The sequence below is a fragment of the Paraliobacillus sp. X-1268 genome (assembly GCF_003426095.1).
GTDB classification, from domain to species: domain Bacteria; phylum Bacillota; class Bacilli; order Bacillales; family Amphibacillaceae; genus Paraliobacillus_A; species Paraliobacillus_A zengyii.
On the sequence record NZ_QJSK01000005.1, the window covers coordinates 37,122 to 55,861 of the forward strand.

At 32.0% G+C, this 18,740-nt stretch carries 22 protein-coding genes and 1 pseudogene; 20 read left to right on the forward strand and 3 right to left on the reverse strand.

The window, feature by feature from the left end:
• The first annotated feature begins 2 nt into the window (after positions 1-2).
• From D2K62_RS08730 to D2K62_RS08790, 16 genes are all read left to right on the forward strand, one after another.
• Complete coding sequence (locus tag D2K62_RS08730) at positions 3-1,376, forward strand: thrombospondin type 3 repeat-containing protein (RefSeq protein ID WP_117161269.1); 1,374 nt, start codon at positions 3-5, stop codon at positions 1,374-1,376.
• Entirely contained in the window at positions 1,377-1,538 is a 162-nt protein-coding gene (locus D2K62_RS18945) for a hypothetical protein (RefSeq protein ID WP_198671293.1), read from the forward strand. It begins immediately after the preceding gene.
• Positions 1,539-2,021, forward strand: coding sequence for a hypothetical protein (locus tag D2K62_RS08735; protein WP_117161270.1), 483 nt, complete (start codon positions 1,539-1,541; stop codon positions 2,019-2,021).
• Positions 2,022-2,303 (forward strand): hypothetical protein, encoded by a 282-nt coding sequence (locus tag D2K62_RS08740; RefSeq protein ID WP_117161271.1) that lies wholly within the window; start codon positions 2,022-2,024, stop codon positions 2,301-2,303. It abuts the gene before it with no gap.
• Between the two features lie 22 nt (positions 2,304-2,325).
• Positions 2,326-2,466 (forward strand): hypothetical protein, encoded by a 141-nt coding sequence (locus tag D2K62_RS18950; protein ID WP_198671294.1) that lies wholly within the window; start codon positions 2,326-2,328, stop codon positions 2,464-2,466.
• Complete coding sequence (locus D2K62_RS08745) at positions 2,467-2,865, forward strand: hypothetical protein (protein ID WP_117161272.1); 399 nt, start codon at positions 2,467-2,469, stop codon at positions 2,863-2,865.
• 18 nt (positions 2,866-2,883) lie between these two features.
• Positions 2,884-3,054 (forward strand): hypothetical protein, encoded by a 171-nt coding sequence (locus D2K62_RS18740; protein ID WP_157967873.1) that lies wholly within the window; start codon positions 2,884-2,886, stop codon positions 3,052-3,054.
• 64 nt (positions 3,055-3,118) lie between these two features.
• Positions 3,119-3,481, forward strand: coding sequence for a hypothetical protein (locus D2K62_RS08750; protein ID WP_117161273.1), 363 nt, complete (start codon positions 3,119-3,121; stop codon positions 3,479-3,481).
• The gene (locus tag D2K62_RS08755) at positions 3,482-4,117 is read left to right on the forward strand and encodes a zonular occludens toxin domain-containing protein (protein WP_117161274.1); all 636 of its coding nucleotides are present in this window, start codon (positions 3,482-3,484) and stop codon (positions 4,115-4,117) included.
• Complete coding sequence (locus tag D2K62_RS08760) at positions 4,114-4,461, forward strand: hypothetical protein (protein WP_117161275.1); 348 nt, start codon at positions 4,114-4,116, stop codon at positions 4,459-4,461. The genes D2K62_RS08755 and D2K62_RS08760 overlap by 4 nt, the downstream gene beginning before the upstream one ends.
• Positions 4,462-4,474: 13 nt before the next feature.
• Positions 4,475-4,741 (forward strand): hypothetical protein, encoded by a 267-nt coding sequence (locus tag D2K62_RS08765; RefSeq protein ID WP_117161276.1) that lies wholly within the window; start codon positions 4,475-4,477, stop codon positions 4,739-4,741.
• Positions 4,742-4,755: 14 nt separating this feature from the next.
• Complete coding sequence (locus tag D2K62_RS08770) at positions 4,756-5,142, forward strand: hypothetical protein (RefSeq protein ID WP_117161277.1); 387 nt, start codon at positions 4,756-4,758, stop codon at positions 5,140-5,142.
• Positions 5,135-6,196 (forward strand): C40 family peptidase, encoded by a 1,062-nt coding sequence (locus tag D2K62_RS19115; protein WP_117161278.1) that lies wholly within the window; start codon positions 5,135-5,137, stop codon positions 6,194-6,196. Before D2K62_RS08770 ends, D2K62_RS19115 begins: the two co-directional genes overlap by 8 nt.
• Before the next feature lie 316 nt (positions 6,197-6,512).
• The gene (locus D2K62_RS08780) at positions 6,513-7,337 is read left to right on the forward strand and encodes a hypothetical protein (RefSeq protein WP_117161279.1); all 825 of its coding nucleotides are present in this window, start codon (positions 6,513-6,515) and stop codon (positions 7,335-7,337) included.
• On the forward strand, positions 7,297-9,738 hold the full coding sequence (locus D2K62_RS08785) for a DEAD/DEAH box helicase (protein ID WP_117161280.1): 2,442 nt from the start codon (positions 7,297-7,299) through the stop codon (positions 9,736-9,738). Before D2K62_RS08780 ends, D2K62_RS08785 begins: the two co-directional genes overlap by 41 nt.
• Before the next feature lie 86 nt (positions 9,739-9,824).
• Entirely contained in the window at positions 9,825-11,345 is a 1,521-nt protein-coding gene (locus tag D2K62_RS08790; protein WP_117161281.1) for a recombinase family protein, read from the forward strand.
• Positions 11,346-11,574: 229 nt separating this feature from the next.
• On the opposite strand, the gene D2K62_RS08795 is transcribed toward D2K62_RS08790, so the two are convergent.
• Positions 11,575-11,862, reverse strand: coding sequence for a YxeA family protein (locus D2K62_RS08795; RefSeq protein WP_117161282.1), 288 nt, complete (start codon positions 11,860-11,862; stop codon positions 11,575-11,577).
• Between the two features lie 274 nt (positions 11,863-12,136).
• Between D2K62_RS08795 and D2K62_RS08800 the strand changes: the two genes are divergently transcribed.
• The 3 genes and pseudogenes from D2K62_RS08800 to gerE all read left to right on the forward strand — a co-directional run.
• On the forward strand, positions 12,137-13,129 hold the full coding sequence (locus tag D2K62_RS08800; protein WP_117161283.1) for a hypothetical protein: 993 nt from the start codon (positions 12,137-12,139) through the stop codon (positions 13,127-13,129).
• A 53-nt stretch (positions 13,130-13,182) separates the two neighbouring features.
• Positions 13,183-14,190, forward strand: a complete 1,008-nt coding sequence (locus D2K62_RS08805) for a S8 family serine peptidase (protein ID WP_117161284.1) — start codon at positions 13,183-13,185, stop codon at positions 14,188-14,190.
• A gap of 201 nt (positions 14,191-14,391) precedes the next feature.
• Positions 14,392-14,478: pseudogene (gene gerE, locus D2K62_RS08810) on the forward strand (spore germination transcription factor GerE); the annotation flags it as partial.
• A 75-nt stretch (positions 14,479-14,553) separates the two neighbouring features.
• Here the strand turns inward: gerE and D2K62_RS08815 are convergent.
• Positions 14,554-14,934, reverse strand: a complete 381-nt coding sequence (locus D2K62_RS08815) for a YhfM domain-containing protein (protein ID WP_117161286.1) — start codon at positions 14,932-14,934, stop codon at positions 14,554-14,556.
• A 366-nt stretch (positions 14,935-15,300) separates the two neighbouring features.
• On the opposite strand from D2K62_RS08815, the gene D2K62_RS08820 reads away from it, so the two are divergent.
• Positions 15,301-16,476 (forward strand): acyltransferase, encoded by a 1,176-nt coding sequence (locus tag D2K62_RS08820; protein ID WP_117161287.1) that lies wholly within the window; start codon positions 15,301-15,303, stop codon positions 16,474-16,476.
• 76 nt (positions 16,477-16,552) lie between these two features.
• On the opposite strand, the gene nasC is transcribed toward D2K62_RS08820, so the two are convergent.
• Positions 16,553-18,691, reverse strand: coding sequence for an assimilatory nitrate reductase catalytic subunit NasC (nasC, locus tag D2K62_RS08825; protein WP_117161288.1), 2,139 nt, complete (start codon positions 18,689-18,691; stop codon positions 16,553-16,555).
• Positions 18,692-18,740 lie beyond the last annotated feature (49 nt).

Sequence of the window (18,740 nt, forward strand, 5' to 3'; positions counted from 1 at the left end):
GAATGAAAAGAAAATTAAAAATAATACTTTTACTTACAACGGCGATTTTTATCTTATTTCCTGGAGTTAGCGCCTTTGCTTATGAAGGGGGGGTGTTAAATGAACCTAGCTCATCTCATCAAATGGGAAATCCAAGCTATGCAACGGACGACGACACAAATACTTTTGCATATGGGGATAGTTGTTGTACAAGCTCTCGGATTACTTATGAACTGGAAAACGTAGAAACAATAACGGAATATTACCTTATGTTTTCGGGGTCGTCATTAAGTATAGGTTTTTATGATTCAGATATGAATTTACTTCAAAGGATTAGTGTAGAAAATAATGGAAGAATAGCCATAATGCCACCCCAAAGTAATGTAAAAACAATACAGCTTGCCGGAATAAGGCATGGAACAGACGTAAGAGAATTTGATGTTTACACAAGTGATTCACCGCCACCAGATAGCGACGGAGACGGCATACCAGATTTAGAGGACGATTATCCAGAAGATCCAAACAACGGAGATCAAGACGGTGACGGCATACCGGATTCAGAAGACAAGTATCCAGAAGATCCAACGAACACTCCGCCACCAGTTGGGGAGGTTATTAATTTAGAACTAGAAGCGCAATTCGATAGAGTGGATCTTTCGTGGACGTTGCCGGATAGCGACAGACTAGCACATGTAAATATATATCGTGATGAAATAACAGAAACAAGTATGTTACAAAAAATAATGGGCGTTTCAGTTGCACATGCAGCAACAACAGAAATCTTTGAAACGAACGGAACGTATTTCAATGATCTAACAGTAGAACCAGAAGCCGAGTACGAATATACCGTAACAACAACTGATACGGACGGAATAGAAAGTAATGGGGTTACAGCTACAACTGGAACGCCAAAAGAACCAATGATAAATTTACGAGATATGGAATTGCCGTTCGGTATTGGTGATCTTATTTCAAGCGGTAACGCCTTATTAGCTTTAGTAGGTGGTTTTATTTTACTTGCTCTTTCTTTTATATTTGTTCCTAAACTTATTAAATTGATACGAGGATCTATAAGAGAAAAAGGCATAAAACGAGATGAACATGGAAATAGAATACATTTTCAGAGTAAGAAGGCAAAAGCTTATCAAGCAAAAGAAAAGCAAGAACGAGTAAGGGAAAAGAGATTACGAGGAAGAGAAAAACGAGAACGAGAACAAGGATTAAAACGAGATGAACATGGAAATAGAATACACTTTCAAAGCAAGAAAGCAAAGGCACACTTAGAAAAATCAATAAAAGAAATGAAACCGCCTAGAGGTAGGTTACAAAGACCGAAAAGAGAACCGAAACAAACGAGACAACCGAGAGAGCCGAGAAAGGGAAGGAGATCAAACTAAATGGACGCAGATCTTTTACAAGCAACGATAGACATAGTTTTTAAAGGGAATTTACTTTACCTTGCGCCGTTTATCTTTCTACTTATGGTGATCCTGGTAGCAGATAGATTTATAGATCTTATTGTAGGATCTATAAAAACAAATAGAAGAAGTCGTTACTAAATGGGCGTGATCGGGGACGCATTCGGGAAGCTTTTTGGTTTCTTAGGCGATCTTTTTGGTGGTTTGTTTGGCGTTATATGGGACGGAATAAAATGGATCGGTAATCTATTAGGGATTTTATTGCAATCGTTACTAGATCCTATCCTTTTATTCTTTGAAGCCATATACGGATTAATAGCCGGATTGCTGCACTTGCTTTTTATGATCGGGGTTTTAGCGGTCAAGTTGTTTCTTGTTATCTTTGAAACAGCAAAAATACTATGGTCGCTTGTTATAGGGTTTGGAAAAACCTTAGCAAGCCTTTCATATTCACCTAGTAGCAGTGGTGGACATGGTTACTCTGAAATGATCGGAAAGTTATTTAAAAACCTAGAAGTTTTGCAGCTAAATTCTATTGCTTACATTTTATTGTTTATGTTGTGGTTTATGACAGCAATTTCAGCAATAAAACTAATATCATCTATTCGGGTTGGTGGTGATTAATTGAATATTAAAGATACAATAATTAGTTTCATAGATAAAATCATGCAGCCGCCTATTTCCTTCTTAGATATGGCAATAGATAGATTGCAAGGCATTCAGATGGTAACGGCACAGGGTTTAGATCTTAGTAAATATTTATATGTTTTTGGTGATATGCCGACTGCCTGGCAGTTGGTTATCACTTCTCTTTTAATATCAACAGTGCTACTAGGTTCACTATTAATTTATAGATCTATTATGCGGATATATTACGCAGCCAAAGAGGGCGTTAAATGGTGGTAATAAAGAAAAGGAGTGTTTAGAAATGGCAGAAGCGTTTATATATATGTTTGTTGTTGGTGCTGGTACGAGTTTAGGGGTTGCATGTGTCGCCTTTGCGTCCTGGAAGGTTTACCAACGTTCGATAAGAAAAACTAGTAAGAAAAGAAAGGGAGTTGCTTTTTAAATGCCACTAGGATTAGGGAAAAAGAAATCAGAAGAAAACGAATATAACTTTTCAACAAATGATTTACTTATTGTTTTCAATCACGAAAAAAGGACAAGTGATATTAACCTGGTAACAGAAGTTACGGACAACGCCGTTAAAGTAGATGGCTTATACAATGTTCCTTTAGAAGATTGCGAGATCACGACCGGAAAAGATGGACGGAACTTCTTTTATCGAGCGCCAACGCAATCGATTGTAGAAACAGAACGGCTTGCAAAATTAGAAATGAATACCGTACTAGAGCAAATAACATCATATAAACCGCCAATTCTACCTAGTAGCCTAGATTGGACAAAAGGTTTACTAATCGGATTGATCTTTATTGCATTAGTCGTATTAGGCTTTGCAGCAACTTAAAAAAGGAGTGTTTCAACTATGGAAAATATGAAAATGTATCTTTTGATTTATGAATTAAAGGGAGTAATTGAAAGTTTACAAGAGTTTGCAGAACATGATGAAGAATATTACACGCCTTTAAATGAAAAAATAGAATCGAAATTAGAAAACATTATCCAGGAGATAGAAAACAAGCAAAAAGCAAGCTAAAACGTTGTTTCTATAGGCTTGTACAGTGCGATTAAATTTTTAAAGCAGGGGGATTGTTCACTAAATGCAAAATTCACAGCCACAAAATGACACAGAAAACGCAGAAAAATTACAAGGCGTTATATCAGATGATTTATTCCCAAATGTGCAACATATTTCAGATGTAAAGCAAGTAATCGAGGTAATGAAAAACAATTCGCAGAACTTGCGAGAAATTCAATTAAAAGGATTGCTCTTACTCGAAAAGATGGGAAGCAACAAATACTTACATGGTGAAAAAGATCCATATAAAGACATAGTTAAATATATTAAAGAAAAAGGTAAAACGGACGTAGCTTCTCCAGATTACTATCTAGATACAATTGAAGCGTTGATACCTAAACCGCCAAAACCTATAGTTATGGCGGAGAAGGGCGGTAAACGATAGATGGCACATCACTTCTTTATTCAAGGCGCTTTAGGATCGGGCAAAACGTTTATGATGTCTTTGCTAGCACATCATTGGAAGCAGAAGACAGAAGCAAAAGGTGGAAAGGTTAAACTTTTTTCTAATTATGATCTATTGGATAGCGAGCCAATGGATCATTACACCGATTGGTACGACGTAGCGAAGGCGCAAGGTTCTATTATTTGTTGGGACGAAGCGCAAATGTCTTTCTCTAATAGAAAGTGGAGTAAGTACGGTTCGGGTGTAGCAACAGAGGTATTAATGTTCACTAGAAAAATGCAATCGGTACAAATATATTGTAGTCCTTCCATTAACAACGTAGACAGCAGAATAAGGCAGATAGTAGAGATATTAATCACTGTTACAAAAGTTGGTGACAAAGGCTTTAAATTGCATTTCAGAGACTATCAAACAGGGGAGTTCATGCAAACACAATTCTTTCCTATGTTCAAAGCGAAAAGAATTTTTAAAATGCAGCTGTACGATACATTTAACATGGTGCAAAACTTCCCTTTACCAGCAACAGAAAAACAAGGTACAGAGTTTTTTGAAACGTTAGAAGAGATCCATAACCAGGCAAGAGGAAAACAACGGAGAAGGCGGTCTAAAACATGAAAATAGAAGATATTACATTGATACCAAAAGATTATAAAGTGAATGATCCTAGACCTTTATCTTATTTGTATACCAATTCAATTAATATTGTTTCTTATGCTAAAAAAATGCAAAAGTTTTCGTTCTATCAATCGTTAGAAATTGCGGAAGATCTAGCGAAAAGGCAAGGTTTTATACTCTTACCCTGGGAATGTATTCACTGGGAAAGAGCAAAAGCATACGGCAAAGATCGAAAAGTAAAGATAGGTCGAAAATCGTTTTTTCTTATGAAGATAGATGAACTTACAAAAACAGAGAAAAGGAAGCTAGAAACGTATCTAGAAGATCTAAATGAGGCTATATGAAGGAGGTTGTCTTATGGAAAATATACAAATGAGAATGCCATTGGCTTTAAAAATAAAGAGAAATAGTAAAGAAATAGATGTTTATACTAGTCAGCTGCTAAACGTTGCTGTTACAGAATTAATGGAATCTAACATAACAGAAGCACAATACAGCAAAGTTGTAGATCTAATAACATGTTTAAATATAAAATCAGACGAAATTCAATTCGAGATTACTAGTTATTTGAATGACAAGAAAAGAAAAAGAAAATTTTCACATGGTATTGACTTAAAAGCATAAAGGGAGGTTTTTTGATGATTGTAAGGCTTAAAAATATAGATATAGGGGTTTTGTGTTTGCATATGTCAATTATGCGCCAGAACGTTCGAAAAGGCTTTAAAAGAACATATGGAAAAGAAGAAGGAAAGAAACGTTTAACCTTGTTTGACGAAGTAAAAGGATTGCTAGAATTTGAATTAAACCAATTAGATGAAGGAGAGGCGAACAAGCTAAAACAATTCTATTTTGATGATAACACGCTTATGATGGTTTCTTCCTTCTTAGATTTTTATACTATGAAACTAGCAAGCACTTTGCAGCAAGCCGGAAAAATAAATGTAGAAGACCAGGGGCAATTAGATAGCTTACATTTAATAAAAAAACAATTGGATCAATTAAAGGCGCTGCATAAAGTTGATTAGATCTTTTTTAGTGATCCTTTTGTTTTTTGTTGCAGCTGTTCCGGCACATGCTACAACACTACAAAATTATCAAAATGAAGCGCAAAATATCCAATCAGAAAGAAAAGAATTAAAGGAACAAATAGAAAAAACAGAAGAAAAAAGCGAACGGATTGAACTATCACAAAAAGAAAATGCGCTGTCTGGTTATGAAAAAGCATACGTAAAAGCGCTGCAATTAATGGGGGCAGGAATTGAGGGAGAAACAAGCAATTTAGTAAACCAATTGATTACACAAGAGGGCGGCGTTCCAATTGAATATCTGCCTATTTATAAAGTAGCTGCGGAAGTTTATTCAATTGATTGGGAACTGTTAGCAGCAATTCATAAACAAGAGACTAACTTTTCTTCTATAACTGATATGGTTTCAAGCGCAGGCGCAACAGGTCACATGCAATTTATGCCAAAGACTTGGGAAGCATACGGCGTAGATGCAAACGACGACGGTATAAAAGATCCGTATAATATATTTGACGCTATTTTTAGCGCAGCTAATTATTTATCAGCTAGTGGCGCTTCTGAAGGGAAATCAGAGCAAGCTATATTTGCATATAATCATGCCGATTGGTACGTAGAAGACATTTTGAACCAGGTTGCTATCTATAAAGAAAGTTACAGCGAAGCAGGAGTTTCTGTTATTGATATTGGCAAGCAATTCATTGGTAAATCTACTTATGTTTTCGGTGGCGGTAGAAATCAAACAGACATAAGCAACGGTATATTTGATTGTAGTAGCTTTATTCATTATGTATTTAATAATGCCGGTGTAGATCTAGGTAATTTAAGCAGCGTAACAACAGATACGTTAAAGATCCAGGGCGAAGCAATTGAAATAAATAAGATGGAACCAGGAGACTTAGTTTTCTTTGATACATATAAAAAAGATGGTCATGTAGGTATTTATATAGGTGATGGAAAATTTATAGGCGCACAAAGTAGCACAGGCGTAGCAATTGAAAGTATGACTAGAGGTTATTGGAAAGAGAAATTTAATGGTAGGGTGAAACGACTTTAGAGTCGTTTCACCCTATTTATTTGAATAAAAAGTGTCATAACTTATAAATTATTGAACCAAAAACCATAGTATTAGTGCAACGCTATTTTTACTGGTATCAATACTTAGAATCATAAATGTGGTGAAAATTAATGAAATAAGGATATGCAAGTTATTAAATATAGAACTGTAGGTTAAGCGATCGCACGTTTTCCTTTTTTAATATGATTTCTTTATATATACTTTTTAATGGGCTTATTATACTACTAATTGTTTTTTTATGTTATTGTGAAAATAGTCAGTTAATCATATTTCTTATAAGAAAGGGTGTAGATACTTGAGTGGAATTTTTAATAGTCAAATATTTAAAATTGATCATACTTCTGAAATTCACTTTATCGACATAAAAGAAATCGATGAAACAATGTCTAGTTTTATAAATCAACATTTCGTTAGAATTTGTAAAGGTGTTAACAGTAGAAGTTCTATTGAAATTGTGAAAAAAACAGCTAAGAAATTCTTTGATAGTAAAGATTACAATAAAAGAATTGGTGGAACAGCAGAGTTTTTTATACATCTGTATTTACTTAGCTTATCTTTTGAGCAACAATGTATGTTTCTTAACAAGGAAGAAAATGCTATGAAAAAGGGTTTTGATGGTTATTATACTATCGGTGAAGATGAGTGGATAATGGAGAGTAAAGCAGGAAATAGTATTGATGGATCACTACATAAAAGTAAGATAAAGGAAGCTTATAGGAGTTTAAGTAACCAACTAAAAGGTGTCAATAAAGATAAAAATGATCCATGGCAAAATGCATTTCAACATGCTAATTCAAGGGACAATGAACCAACAGAGTCGTTATTAAGAAATTTAGAACTATTATCCGATGATTACGTTAGTGAAATTTACCATTTACCGGAAGAATTTAATATCATTCCTGCATCTACTATTTTTTTTAAGGGTGAGTGGAATGATGTTGATAGGCAAGTTATATTGGATGACATAAAGAAGTATCTTTTAAAAATTGAGTTTAGTAGAATGCTAATAATATGTTGTAGTAAAAGAACTATAGATCTTTTTATGGATTTTTTAGATGTTATAGAAAGGAACGAGGATAATGGAAAGCAAAGAGAAAACACAATTGAAATTAATCAATGAAAAAATCCCTTTATTTAATAATAGTATAAGGAAACTTTTCCTAGATGAAGAATTTGATTTTAAAGAGAAAAGCTACATACTTTCTGTCGCTATAACGTTTATATATGAATTTGAAAAAGATAAAAGGCTAACTTCTTATTTGGAATTTGGATATTATTTAATTTTAAAATATTCAATTTTTTATAATGATTATAGGCCTCTTTATGATTTTTCTATTAATTTCGGTTTTTACCCAATTGCAAATGATATCCGTTCAAAAAAGATGATATCAAATTTTAAGTTAAAAGATGATTTAGCTGCAATAAATATAAGAGATTATCAATATAACAATTATATTGAAACAAGTGAACAACAAGTTAATAGGATGAAATTTATTGATAGCGAGGAATCAAATATTAGTTTAATTGCTCCAACTTCTTTTGGTAAAAGTTCATTAATAATAGATCATATAAAAAATAACAATGGAAACTCAAGTAAAATAGGAATAATTGTCCCTTCAAAATCACTTTTGATTCAAACATATAAAAATGTAAGAGCTGCAGATTTAGGGAGTAAAATTCTAATCCATGATGAAATGTTTAATAATGAAGATAAATTCATTTCAATTTTAACACAGGAGAGAGCACTTAGGTTATTAGAAAAACATGATACATACTTTGATATATTATATATCGATGAAGCACATAAGCTTTTCGAAAAGGATAGCAGGAGTATACTGCTATCAAGGTTAATTAAATTAAATAAAAAAAAGAATATTAAACATAAAATTATTTATTTATCACCACTAATAAATAATAGCGATAATTTAAAATTAGAACCTTTAGATGAAATAGCAGAACAAAGAATTCAATTCAATATGAAAGAGCCAATGATATATGAATATAAAGAAAATGGAGAGGTTTACATTTATAATAGATTCAATGATGTGTTTTACAAATATGGTGTGATAAATTATACAAGTTTAGAAAAGGGGTTTATTACCTATATTAAATCAAACACGGGTGAAAAAAATTTCATATATCATAAAGGACCCAAAAAAATAGAGGAATTCTCAAAAGAACTTTATACTAAATTAGACTTTATACAAAATGATATGGGTATTAAAAACATTATTAAGGATTTACAAGAACATATACATAAGGATTTTCACATGATTGAATTGATAAAAAAAGGTATATTATATTTGCATGGAAAAATGCCTGAGATGATTAAGGAATATTTAGAACATCAATTTAAAATTAATAATAATTTGAAATATTTAGTTGCTAATAATGTTATTCTTGCAGGTGTTAACCTTCCCATTGATACACTCTTCATTATGAATACTCATAGTTTATTAGAAAAAGATCTTACAAACCTTATAGGAAGAGTGAATAGATTAAACGAAGTATTTGATCATAGAAATTTTAATCTTCATAAATTATTGCCGCCAATTCATTTTATTAATAGTGAAGAATACTCTAGGAAAAATGGAAACATGGAGAATAAAATAAAAAAATTAAGAAGTAACATTTTTAAAGATATTATCTTAAATCCTACATTAAACAATTATAATAAAGATAAATTGTCTGAAAATGAAAAAGATTTAATTGAAAATGAAAAAATAGTTTTATCTGATGAATTATCTACATTAGATGCTTTAAAAAAGGATTTCATAAAATCCGGATTAGAACATATCCTTGATTTAAATGATGAGTACCTTAGTATAATTAAAGAACGAATGGATAAACACAAAGAAGCTGCTAGTTGGAAATCGCTAGATTTTATAGATAAGATTTACACCTTGTTTTTTTATGATATTAGAAAAGAGTTTATAAAAGATGCTGTAGTAAATCGTTTAAAAAATGAAAAGGCAAGAAAATTTTATAAGATGCATATAAATGACAAACATACTAAATCTTTAAAACAACATATTATGAAAACATATAATTATTTTAAGGCTAGAAAAGATACAGACGACTTTAATGTATATATTGGAGAGACTTATGGAGAACATGCAATCTCCTCGAAAGAATACCCCAATAGTACAAGAAAACTTTTTATTGATTTAAGAGAAAAAGAAGATACTGAATTGATAAATTTGGCAATGGTAAAAATAAAAATTGAAGATGACTTTGTAAGTTATACTCTTAATAGATTTATTACTGTTTTATATGATTTCAATCTAATTTCTGATGAAGAATACAATTTAGCGATATATGGAACTAATGATAATCACAAAATAAATATAAGAAAGACAGGATTGTCTTTCTCATTAATATCAAAACTAACGATAGATAATCAACTTGGAAATATAATTTTTGATAAAAATAACAATTTAATTGGAAATGCAATCTTTAAAAAATATTTAAATGAATTAGATGGATTTCATCGTTTTGAGATAGATAAATATGTAGGATAAGTATATTTATCGGAAACGTATGTTCTTGTTATCAAAATGATGTATAATAAACATGTAAAAAGCATTTAAATATTGAGGTGTAAAAAATGTTTGAAAGTAAAGAGGGATTAAAATATGATGATTACCCATATTTAGTTTACGCGCGTGTTTCTACTGATAGTGATGAACAAAAAGATTCATTAGCTAACCAGGTAGACATATGTCGTTATTGGCTTGAACAACATGATTTTGAGTGGGATGATCGAGCAATTTTACAGGACGCTGGAAAATCAGGAACAATGTTCTTAGAGAGATCAGCAATGCAGCTAGTACTTAAAAAAGCGCGTAACAGGGAAATAAAGATGGTTGTATTCAAGTCTCTACATAGGCTTGCAAGAGATCTTAAAGATGCGCTTGAAATTAAAGAGGTAATGCTAGGTCATGGTGTCCGAGTGATAACGATTGAAGAAGGATATGATAGTGAACTAGAAGGCAAGAATGATATGAAGTTTGAGATGTTTTCAATGTTTGCAGCACAATATCCAAAAACGCAATCTGTCTCTATTAGTGCAGCACTTGCAGCTAAAGTAAGGCGTGGTGACCATATTGGTAAAACGCCATATGGCTATGAAAAAATAGATCAGAAGTTATTAATTAAAGAAGGCGAAGCAGCAATTATTCATCAGATATTTAAATGGTACAATGAAGAGAAAATTGGAATGAAATCCATTACGAATAAGCTAAATAAAGGTGTTGCAGAAGGGACGATCTTACCACCTAGAAACGGTGGAGCATGGCAATTAACGACCATACAACGTATTATAAGAAATCGTACTTTCTGTGGTGATTTTATTTTAAATCAATATACTAAAATCAAAGTAGATGGACGAAAAAAACAGATTCGTAATCCGGAAAGTAAATGGATAGTATTCAAGGATCATCATCCAGCTATTGTATCTAGAGAAGCTTTTGATCTAGCGAATGATAAGAAAGTATTAAATAAAAAAAAGAAGATATCACCTTATAATGAGTTTAGAGGATTATTAAAATGTGCGCATTGCGGTTGTAGTATGATTATTAATCAAGCAGGCAAACGAAAGAAAGATGGAACACATTGGCGCTATCTGAAATGTAGTAATTATAGACGTTCTGGTCAATGTGTGAGTCATGTTCCAATGACTTATGAAAATTTAAGGATTACTATATTAAAAGATTTAATCAGTGAAAGCGAAAAAGTAAACTTTCATCTTGAAAAATCACTTAACGATAACAAAAATCAAAAAATGAAGAAGTTGAATAATACGATTGCAGCAACTGAACAAAAGAAGAATAGATTACTAGATCTTTATTTAGATGAAATGATTAATAAATATGAATATGAAGCAAAAAGAGAAAGACTTGAACATGAGATTAATCGAATGAATGACGAACTCTTCTTATTGAATAGTGAAGAAGAAAATGAAGTGAATATAACACATATAAAGCAAGCAATTAGAGCATTAAACGATACGGAAAAGGATTTATTTCATGTTTTCCAGGCATTAATTGATTTTGGTGTTGTGTATCAGAATGGACAAATTGATTTGAAGTATACATTCCAAGCTAATGAAGAAGAGGAAAAGGCGTAAATATAATTCTAGTTCAAATTCCATGCGAAATGGGATGTTCCCAAACAATTGTAGAGCCGTTAAGAATGGGTAAAAATTAAAGCTCTAATAAAAACCGACTTTCAATTGAAAGTCGGTTTTTTCATGCGACACTTAACTCAATTAGCTCAGAGAATTCATTTAACATTGAAATATTTATAGATTGAATAATACAAGTGTTTTAATATGAAAAAAGTATAAGTTAATAATATTAAGTATTATCTGCCTCTATAATATCTAATTCTGTATTGTTTTTAAATAATCTATTCCCTGAAAAGCGAATATGGTGTCTTTCTCCCGATTTAATGTTGTCAACTAAATTTTGCGGTACTTCTATTTTGTTATTATCCAAGAAAAGAAAAGTTTTGTCACTTTCAACTATAATATCTTCTTCATTCACAGTAAAATAACCTTCAGTAACAGTTCCGTTATAATGATAAAATAAAAAGAAAAAAATAGTAACAAGAGTAATAACAAATATAATTTTTAATTTTTTCAAAATAGTCCTCCTCTATTAAATCCAGACTTACGGTATACGTGAAAAGTATTTAGTAACGAAATAATCAATGATTCTTTGAATCATTTTAGGATTACGAGCCAAATTTGTTAAGTATATATTTTCTTTAAATTATAAATCTAATTTGAATAAAAATCAAGTAATTGTAAAAAAAACAAATTAATTTGAAATATATTGAATAATATTGAATTATATGGTATTTTAATAATGTACATGGCCATGTATAATTAAAATTTAAGGTTAAGGGTGTGTTATTTTGAAAAAGAATTTAATTGCTTTTTTTACATTTATAGTCTTATTTATTTCTAGTACGTTAACTATCCAAGCATCTGAGCTAAATGTTGATAAAAATAATGATGATATTTTAATAGAATTTGGATTTGATGCGGAAACGATAGAACTTATGCCTGTCGATAAAAAACAAGAACTTGCAGAGATAATTATTGAAGATCCAAGTAAAGTAGATCTTGATGTTTCATACTTCCACTTAGATAATTTATCTATAATTGAGTTTTTTGCAAATACTGATGAGTCTGAACTTCAAGAGTTGGGATTGTCCTCTGAAGAAGTTGAATTGATAGAAAATGATTTGGATGACTTAAGGGAAATTACAAAAGATGAAGCTTTAGAAACGTTGGAGCTTGATACAGTAGGATATAAAATGTTACAGAATGCACTTGAGGAAAATCCTGAGTATAATACAAAGGAAGTTCTTGAAGAAAATACTATAACCGCATCTGGTTATATATCTAGTAGTAAGTTAAAATATACTCAATCTGTAGCTAATAAATCAACTAAAACTAAGCCTCAATATAACGTTGGAATAAACTTTAATTGGACAACACCTTATTATAATTATCTTTTTACCGATAGAATTGCAGTAGCTTGGGGTGGAGGGTTAAATTCTAAGAATATAAGCTCAAGTGCGTATTATTATAATACAAATACTGCAGTTACTAAATGGAGTAAGCTAAGCAAAAATTATTCTTGGTCTAAAAGTGAGACTCCAAATAAAGGAATTGTTTTTAGTACCAACCAAACTTCTAATGTAGGAAATAAATTGAAAACAGGTTATGTGTTTCTAGATTTATATCAAAACAAAAAAGTTGGCAAGGATACTAAAATAGTTTCTCAGTTCGCGCACCAGATTGTTAAAATCGGAGGAGTAAGTATTAGTGGTAGCCCATCTATAACTATAGGTACTGGTTATAATAAAAGTCAACAACGTTCGTCAACAATTACTTACTAGGAAATTTAAACACCCCAATACATTGGGGTGTTTGTATTTATGAGGTGTATGGTATGAATAACAAAAAAAAATATATATTGTTTTCTATCGTAATACTTGTTTTTCTAATAATGCTTTTCACATTTTATGTATCAAATAAGAGTGTTCCGGATCAACAAGTATCTTTAAACAATGAAAGTGAAATTTATAATACAAATGCTACATTAGCATGGGAAATTACTTTGGGAGAGCCGAATGTAATTATAAGTGTGCTGGATACTGGTGTCGATATAGAAAATGATTTTTTGAAAAATAGTATTTATGTGAATAAAGTTGAAAAAGAAAATGGCCTGGATGATGATAATAATGGCTACATAGATGACTTTAATGGTTGGAACTTCTACAGTGACAATAATAATTTGTTTAGTAGTGCTTTAAATGATTATCATGGGACATTTATTTCTTCAATAATTAGTGGAGAACATTCTAAACAAAACGAGGCCTGGGGAATAGCACCAGGGGTTACGATTTTACCTTTAAAAGTATTAAATGGGACCTCTGGAGATATAGAAGATTCTATACCTGCAATAGATTATGCTTATGGTACTGGGTCTCGTATTATAAATATTAGTTGGGATACTCAGAATTTTAACGAGCAAATGTTTAATAAAATAAAAGAAAATAGTGATGTCTTATTTGTTGCCTCAGCAGGTAAAGAAGGAAATAATTTAAATGAGTCTTCAATCTATCCTTGTTCCTACGAATTAGAAAATGTTATATGTGTTGGAGCTGTGGATAGTGAGGGGGAAAAACTGGTATATTCTGGATATGGTTTAGAAGACATGATCTATGCACCAGGAGTTGATGTTATAGGTTTAGTTCTCGACAGTGACTTTACTAAACTATCAGGCACTTCTTTTGCCACAGCTTATGTTTCGGGCGTGGCTGGTCTATTAAAGAGTTATAATTATGAATTAAGTGCTAAGCAAATAAAAGATATTATCTTATTGAGCAGTGAAGAAATTGGAGATATCCGATTAGTAAATCCTTACAATGCGCTAAAATATGCTGAAAAATACTAGTTAATAGATTCTCTCTTAGCAATAGATTAGCTTATAATGAAAGAGATCCAACGAGCTTAATTTAATAAATAAGTCCTTACAGAAGAACATTAGGGACTGACAAGCACTATTTCACGCTTAGGTATTAAAAAAAAGTGAATAAAGATATTAACTTGAAATTTCAAGGGAGATATCTTTATTTAATATTTGCAATCACTATGTATTTCAAATGCAATGCAAAAGCTTGGTGTAAAGGGGCGTTCGCAAGCAGTTGTAGAGCTTTTAAGAATGGGTGAATTAAAGCTCTAATAAAAACCGACTTTCTAATGGGAAGTCGGTTTTTTTGCTTGGTGAGGTCTGATTAATTGATAATCAAAGTCCACTTCAATTCAGTATCTCTTTTAATTTATCAGTGTTTTCTTTAGAAAGTCTATAATAATTTTGATTTTCAAAAATTTCATCACTTAATAAAGCATTGTCGCTATCATTTAGCCACACAGCATAGTTAAGTGTACTTATATTGTCTTTTTCATTTTTCAATAATAATATAAAATCTGGATATACGTTAGGTTCTTCTGAAATCTGATTCTCCGTTTTAGTTTCTAATATATTTTTAACTTGCGTAATAACATGATTATCTCTAATTTCTTGATTATATTCAACTCGATCTACATCTGTTCTCTTTCCTATTAATAACGCTTCATCAGTTCCGCAACCATTTAGAAATATTAACATTAGAAGTAATAGATAAGTTATTTTATTCAAGTGATCGAACTCCTTCTATAGTGAGTTAAATAATCAATCGTGATAATTTTATCAAATTAATAACATGAACACTAGTGTATTAAGTATTAATTATACAAAGTCTTGATCTAACGGGGCGTTCGCAAGCAGTTGTAGATAAGAATGGATGAATATAAAGCTCTAATAAAAACCGACATTCTTATGGGAAGTCGGTTTATTTGCGTCTTATAAAGGGGTGTAGATAACTAATGTAAAGTGTCTATAAAGAATTGTATTATTTATATTGTAATTCCCATTTTTATGTAAAATTACGTTAATGTGATTATTATAATAATAGTAATTATATTTCACGCTGGAATAAAAGTGAATTGTTGGGAGAGACCTAGGATGAAAAATAAAAATATTGAGGCTGTTTATTTTTTAAGAACGTTTGCAATGTTATCGGTAGTGTTAATCCATACAATTGGTGCTTATTATACTTCGTTTGAGATGGATAGCGGTGCATTTCAAAAGTATCATTACTTAAGTCGAACGCTCCGTGTGGAAAAGGGTATTTTTATTATGTTGACGGGACTGGTTTTTTTCTATAGTCATGCACAAAAAAGATGGACGAAAGATAATCTACTAGATTACTATAAAAAACGTTTTAAGTTTATTATTGTACCTTATCTCATATGGGCTAGTGTTTATGAGTTTTATGCGTATTCCCGATTAGGACGTGAGTTCGTTATAGGAGATGTTATCAGTCGGATAGTACAAGGAGAATCCCACTATCAATTATACTTTATTTTTATTATCGTTCAAATTTATATGATATTACCTGCAGTAATTTGGATTTCACAACGATTTTCAATTATTAAGAAATACCTTTGGTTATGCGGTATCCTTATTCAATTCACTTATTTTGTCATCCAATCTACATTTGATTTAACGAGTTCTCATATATTTCTTAGTAATATGTCGTATTTACTTTTAGGCGGTTGGATAGGATTACACTATGAAACAGAAAAAGCTAAAGGGAAAAATAACATCCCTATCATTATATTTGGTGTGATGACACTTATTACGGGATCAAGCTTATTTTATTTACATTACTATGGCTATACACTCCAAGAAATAACGGTAACTGGTACAGTTTACACGTTAACTGAAATTACCTATTTAGTAATAGGAAGTTATTTCTTTTACAAGCTAGCAGAGAAATTTGCAGCAATGGGATCAACTAAAATGATTGGTAGAGTAAAACACTTCGCAGTTTATTCTTTTGCCTTTTACTTAATTCATCCGTTAATCCTAAGAGAAGTTGCAGTATATACTCCAACAAGACCAAATTATTGGTTTCATTTTGACATAACGATTCGATATATGGTGACAGTCATTTTCTGTTATTTGGTTATTCGCACCATTCATCTTTATATACCGCTTGCTCATTTAATTTTCGGTAAATTACCTGCAACTCAACAAGATGTTAATAGAAGGAAGTTTCGTAGGATAATGCTTAAGCCATTCGAATTAATCAAAAGAAGTTATCAAAGTAAAAATGAAATTAAAAAAGATATGTAGTGTGAGTTTCATAAAATAAATAAGTCGACTGTTTCTATTTGAAACAGTCGACTTATTTAATAGATTACTAAATTACTTACCTATTTACTGGGCTAATTTTAACTGTGCTCACTTTAAAACCAGGCATTTTGCAGTGAGGATCTAATTCATCAGAAACTAATCGATTAACATTTTGTGATTCTGTCCAGTGGAATGGTACAAAAACGGTGTCTTTTCTTATTGTAGTAGACCATTTCGTTCTAACAACGATAGAGCCTTGTTTTGACTCGACTTTTACAAGCATTGATTCTTTTAGATTATATTTTAAACCTGTATCTGGATGGACTTCCATAAACGCTTCAATATTTCTTGCAGCAAGCGAAGGACTTTTTCTTGTTTGCTCACCAGTTAGGTAGTGTGACATGACACGGCCAGTTGTTAAAAAGAGCGGATAAGCATCGCTAGGTATTGGTTTGGGTATTTTTAATTTGTGTGAAATGGCTGCCATTTTTGCTTTACCATCTTCATGAGCAAATGAATTTTCAAATAAACGGTCTGTACCAGATTCATTCGGATCCGGGCATGGCCATAAGACACCATCTTCTTTTCGAATCCGATTATAGGTAATGCCATAATAATCTGCTCTACCACCACGGCTTGCGACTCTAAGTTCTTCAAAAATATCTTCAGCACTTTGATAGGGGAAATACTGTTCCTTTCCTAATGCTTTTGCTATATCACAAATGATTTGCCAATCATGTCGTACTTCACCAGGTAGTGGAAAGCTTGCTTCTCTTAACATGACGCGACCTTCGACATTAGTCATAGTTCCTTCATCTTCTAAATAGGAAGAGGCTGGTAGGATGATGTCTGCTAGTTTTGCTGTTTCTGAAACGAACATATCAACAACTACTAGGTATTTTAATTGTTCTAATGCTTTTTTGACGAAGTTAGCATTTGGATTTGAAACAACTGGATTGGAACACATAACGAACATACCGCTAATTTTTTGTTGCTCAATTTCCTCAAACATTTCGTATGCAGATACGCCTTTTCTAGGTAAGTCTTGTGCATTAACTCCCCAAACATTTGCAATATATTCTCTATGTTCATCGTTTTCAATCGAGCGATAACCTGGTAATTGATCTGACTTTTGTCCGTGTTCTCTCGCTCCTTGACCATTGCCTTGACCAGTAACTGCACCGAAACCAGAATTAGTTTTTCCGATTTTCCCAGTAGCTAAAAGAATGTTTATAAAGCAACGTACTGCAGCTGTTCCATCAATTTGTTGTTCAATGCCTCTTGCGGTAAAGATCATACCTGATGTTTCTTGTCCAAAAGCAGTAGCAGCCTGTTTAATTTGCTCAACAGTTAAGCCTGTTAACTGCGCTGTTTCCTCAAGCTCAATAGATGTTACTAGTTCTCTTACTTCTTCAAATCCATTAGTTCTATCTTGAATAAATGCCTGATCAACTAAGTTATTCTCAATAATTACCTTTAATAATCCATTAGCTAAGGCTACATCTGAACCTGGTTTGTTTTTTAAGTGCATATCTGCTAATTTGGTTGTGGCTGTTTCGCGTGGATCTATAGCAATGATGTATGCGCCATTTTCTTTGGCTCTTTCAAAATAAGGCATGATGGTCGGCTGACATTCAGCGATATTTGTTCCAGCTAAGATTATGCAGCGCGTATTAGGAATTTCCTTTATTGTATTCGTAAATCCGCGATCTACACCAAACGTTTGATTTGCACCTGTTGCAGCAGCTCCCATACATAAACGACCATTGTAATCAATGTGTTTTGTTTGTAAGCCAACGCGTGCGAATTTACCTAATAGATACGCTTCTTCGTTAGTGATTGAAGCACTACCATAAACCGATAAAGCATCAAGACCATCTTGTTGCTGAATCTTTTTGAAATTCTCTTTTATCTGTTCTAATGCGACTTCCCAAGAAACAGTAACGAATTCACCGTTAACCTTCATTAATGGCTGTTTAATTCTGTCTTTATGAAGTGCATGCTGATGGGCATTTAATCCTTTAATACAAAGCCGTCCTTCAGAGGTTGGGTTATCTTTTCCGATTGTTTTATATGTTTTTCTCGAAACAACTTTTTGTTCTACTAATTGCATCTTGCATTGCATACTACAATAAGGGCATTGTGAATCATAAATTTTCTCTGTTTCAGCTTTTTGTTGCTTATCTCTGAAGTATTTCAATAGTAACTCTGTCAAGATATCTCATCCTTTGCTCGCTGATTTAATGGAGTTCTGGTTTATAGAG

Excerpts from the sequence above, each read along its gene's own strand:
- D2K62_RS08755 (WP_117161274.1), top strand. The coding sequence starts at position 3,482 with ATGGCACATCACTTCTTTATTCAAGGCGCTTTAGGATCGGGCAAAACG.
- D2K62_RS08790 (WP_117161281.1), top strand. The coding sequence starts at position 9,825 with ATGTTTGAAAGTAAAGAGGGATTAAAATATGATGATTACCCATATTTA.
- D2K62_RS08750 (WP_117161273.1), top strand. The coding sequence starts at position 3,119 with ATGCAAAATTCACAGCCACAAAATGACACAGAAAACGCAGAAAAATTA.
- D2K62_RS08735 (WP_117161270.1), top strand. The coding sequence starts at position 1,539 with ATGGGCGTGATCGGGGACGCATTCGGGAAGCTTTTTGGTTTCTTAGGC.
- D2K62_RS08805 (WP_117161284.1), top strand. The coding sequence starts at position 13,183 with ATGAATAACAAAAAAAAATATATATTGTTTTCTATCGTAATACTTGTT.
- D2K62_RS18945 (WP_198671293.1), top strand. The coding sequence starts at position 1,377 with ATGGACGCAGATCTTTTACAAGCAACGATAGACATAGTTTTTAAAGGG.
- D2K62_RS18740 (WP_157967873.1), top strand. The coding sequence starts at position 2,884 with ATGGAAAATATGAAAATGTATCTTTTGATTTATGAATTAAAGGGAGTA.
- D2K62_RS08730 (WP_117161269.1), top strand. The coding sequence starts at position 3 with ATGAAAAGAAAATTAAAAATAATACTTTTACTTACAACGGCGATTTTT.
- D2K62_RS08770 (WP_117161277.1), top strand. The coding sequence starts at position 4,756 with ATGATTGTAAGGCTTAAAAATATAGATATAGGGGTTTTGTGTTTGCAT.
- D2K62_RS08820 (WP_117161287.1), top strand. The coding sequence starts at position 15,301 with ATGAAAAATAAAAATATTGAGGCTGTTTATTTTTTAAGAACGTTTGCA.
- D2K62_RS08785 (WP_117161280.1), top strand. The coding sequence starts at position 7,297 with ATGGAAAGCAAAGAGAAAACACAATTGAAATTAATCAATGAAAAAATC.
- D2K62_RS08760 (WP_117161275.1), top strand. The coding sequence starts at position 4,114 with ATGAAAATAGAAGATATTACATTGATACCAAAAGATTATAAAGTGAAT.
- D2K62_RS18950 (WP_198671294.1), top strand. The coding sequence starts at position 2,326 with ATGGCAGAAGCGTTTATATATATGTTTGTTGTTGGTGCTGGTACGAGT.
- D2K62_RS08745 (WP_117161272.1), top strand. The coding sequence starts at position 2,467 with ATGCCACTAGGATTAGGGAAAAAGAAATCAGAAGAAAACGAATATAAC.
- D2K62_RS08765 (WP_117161276.1), top strand. The coding sequence starts at position 4,475 with ATGGAAAATATACAAATGAGAATGCCATTGGCTTTAAAAATAAAGAGA.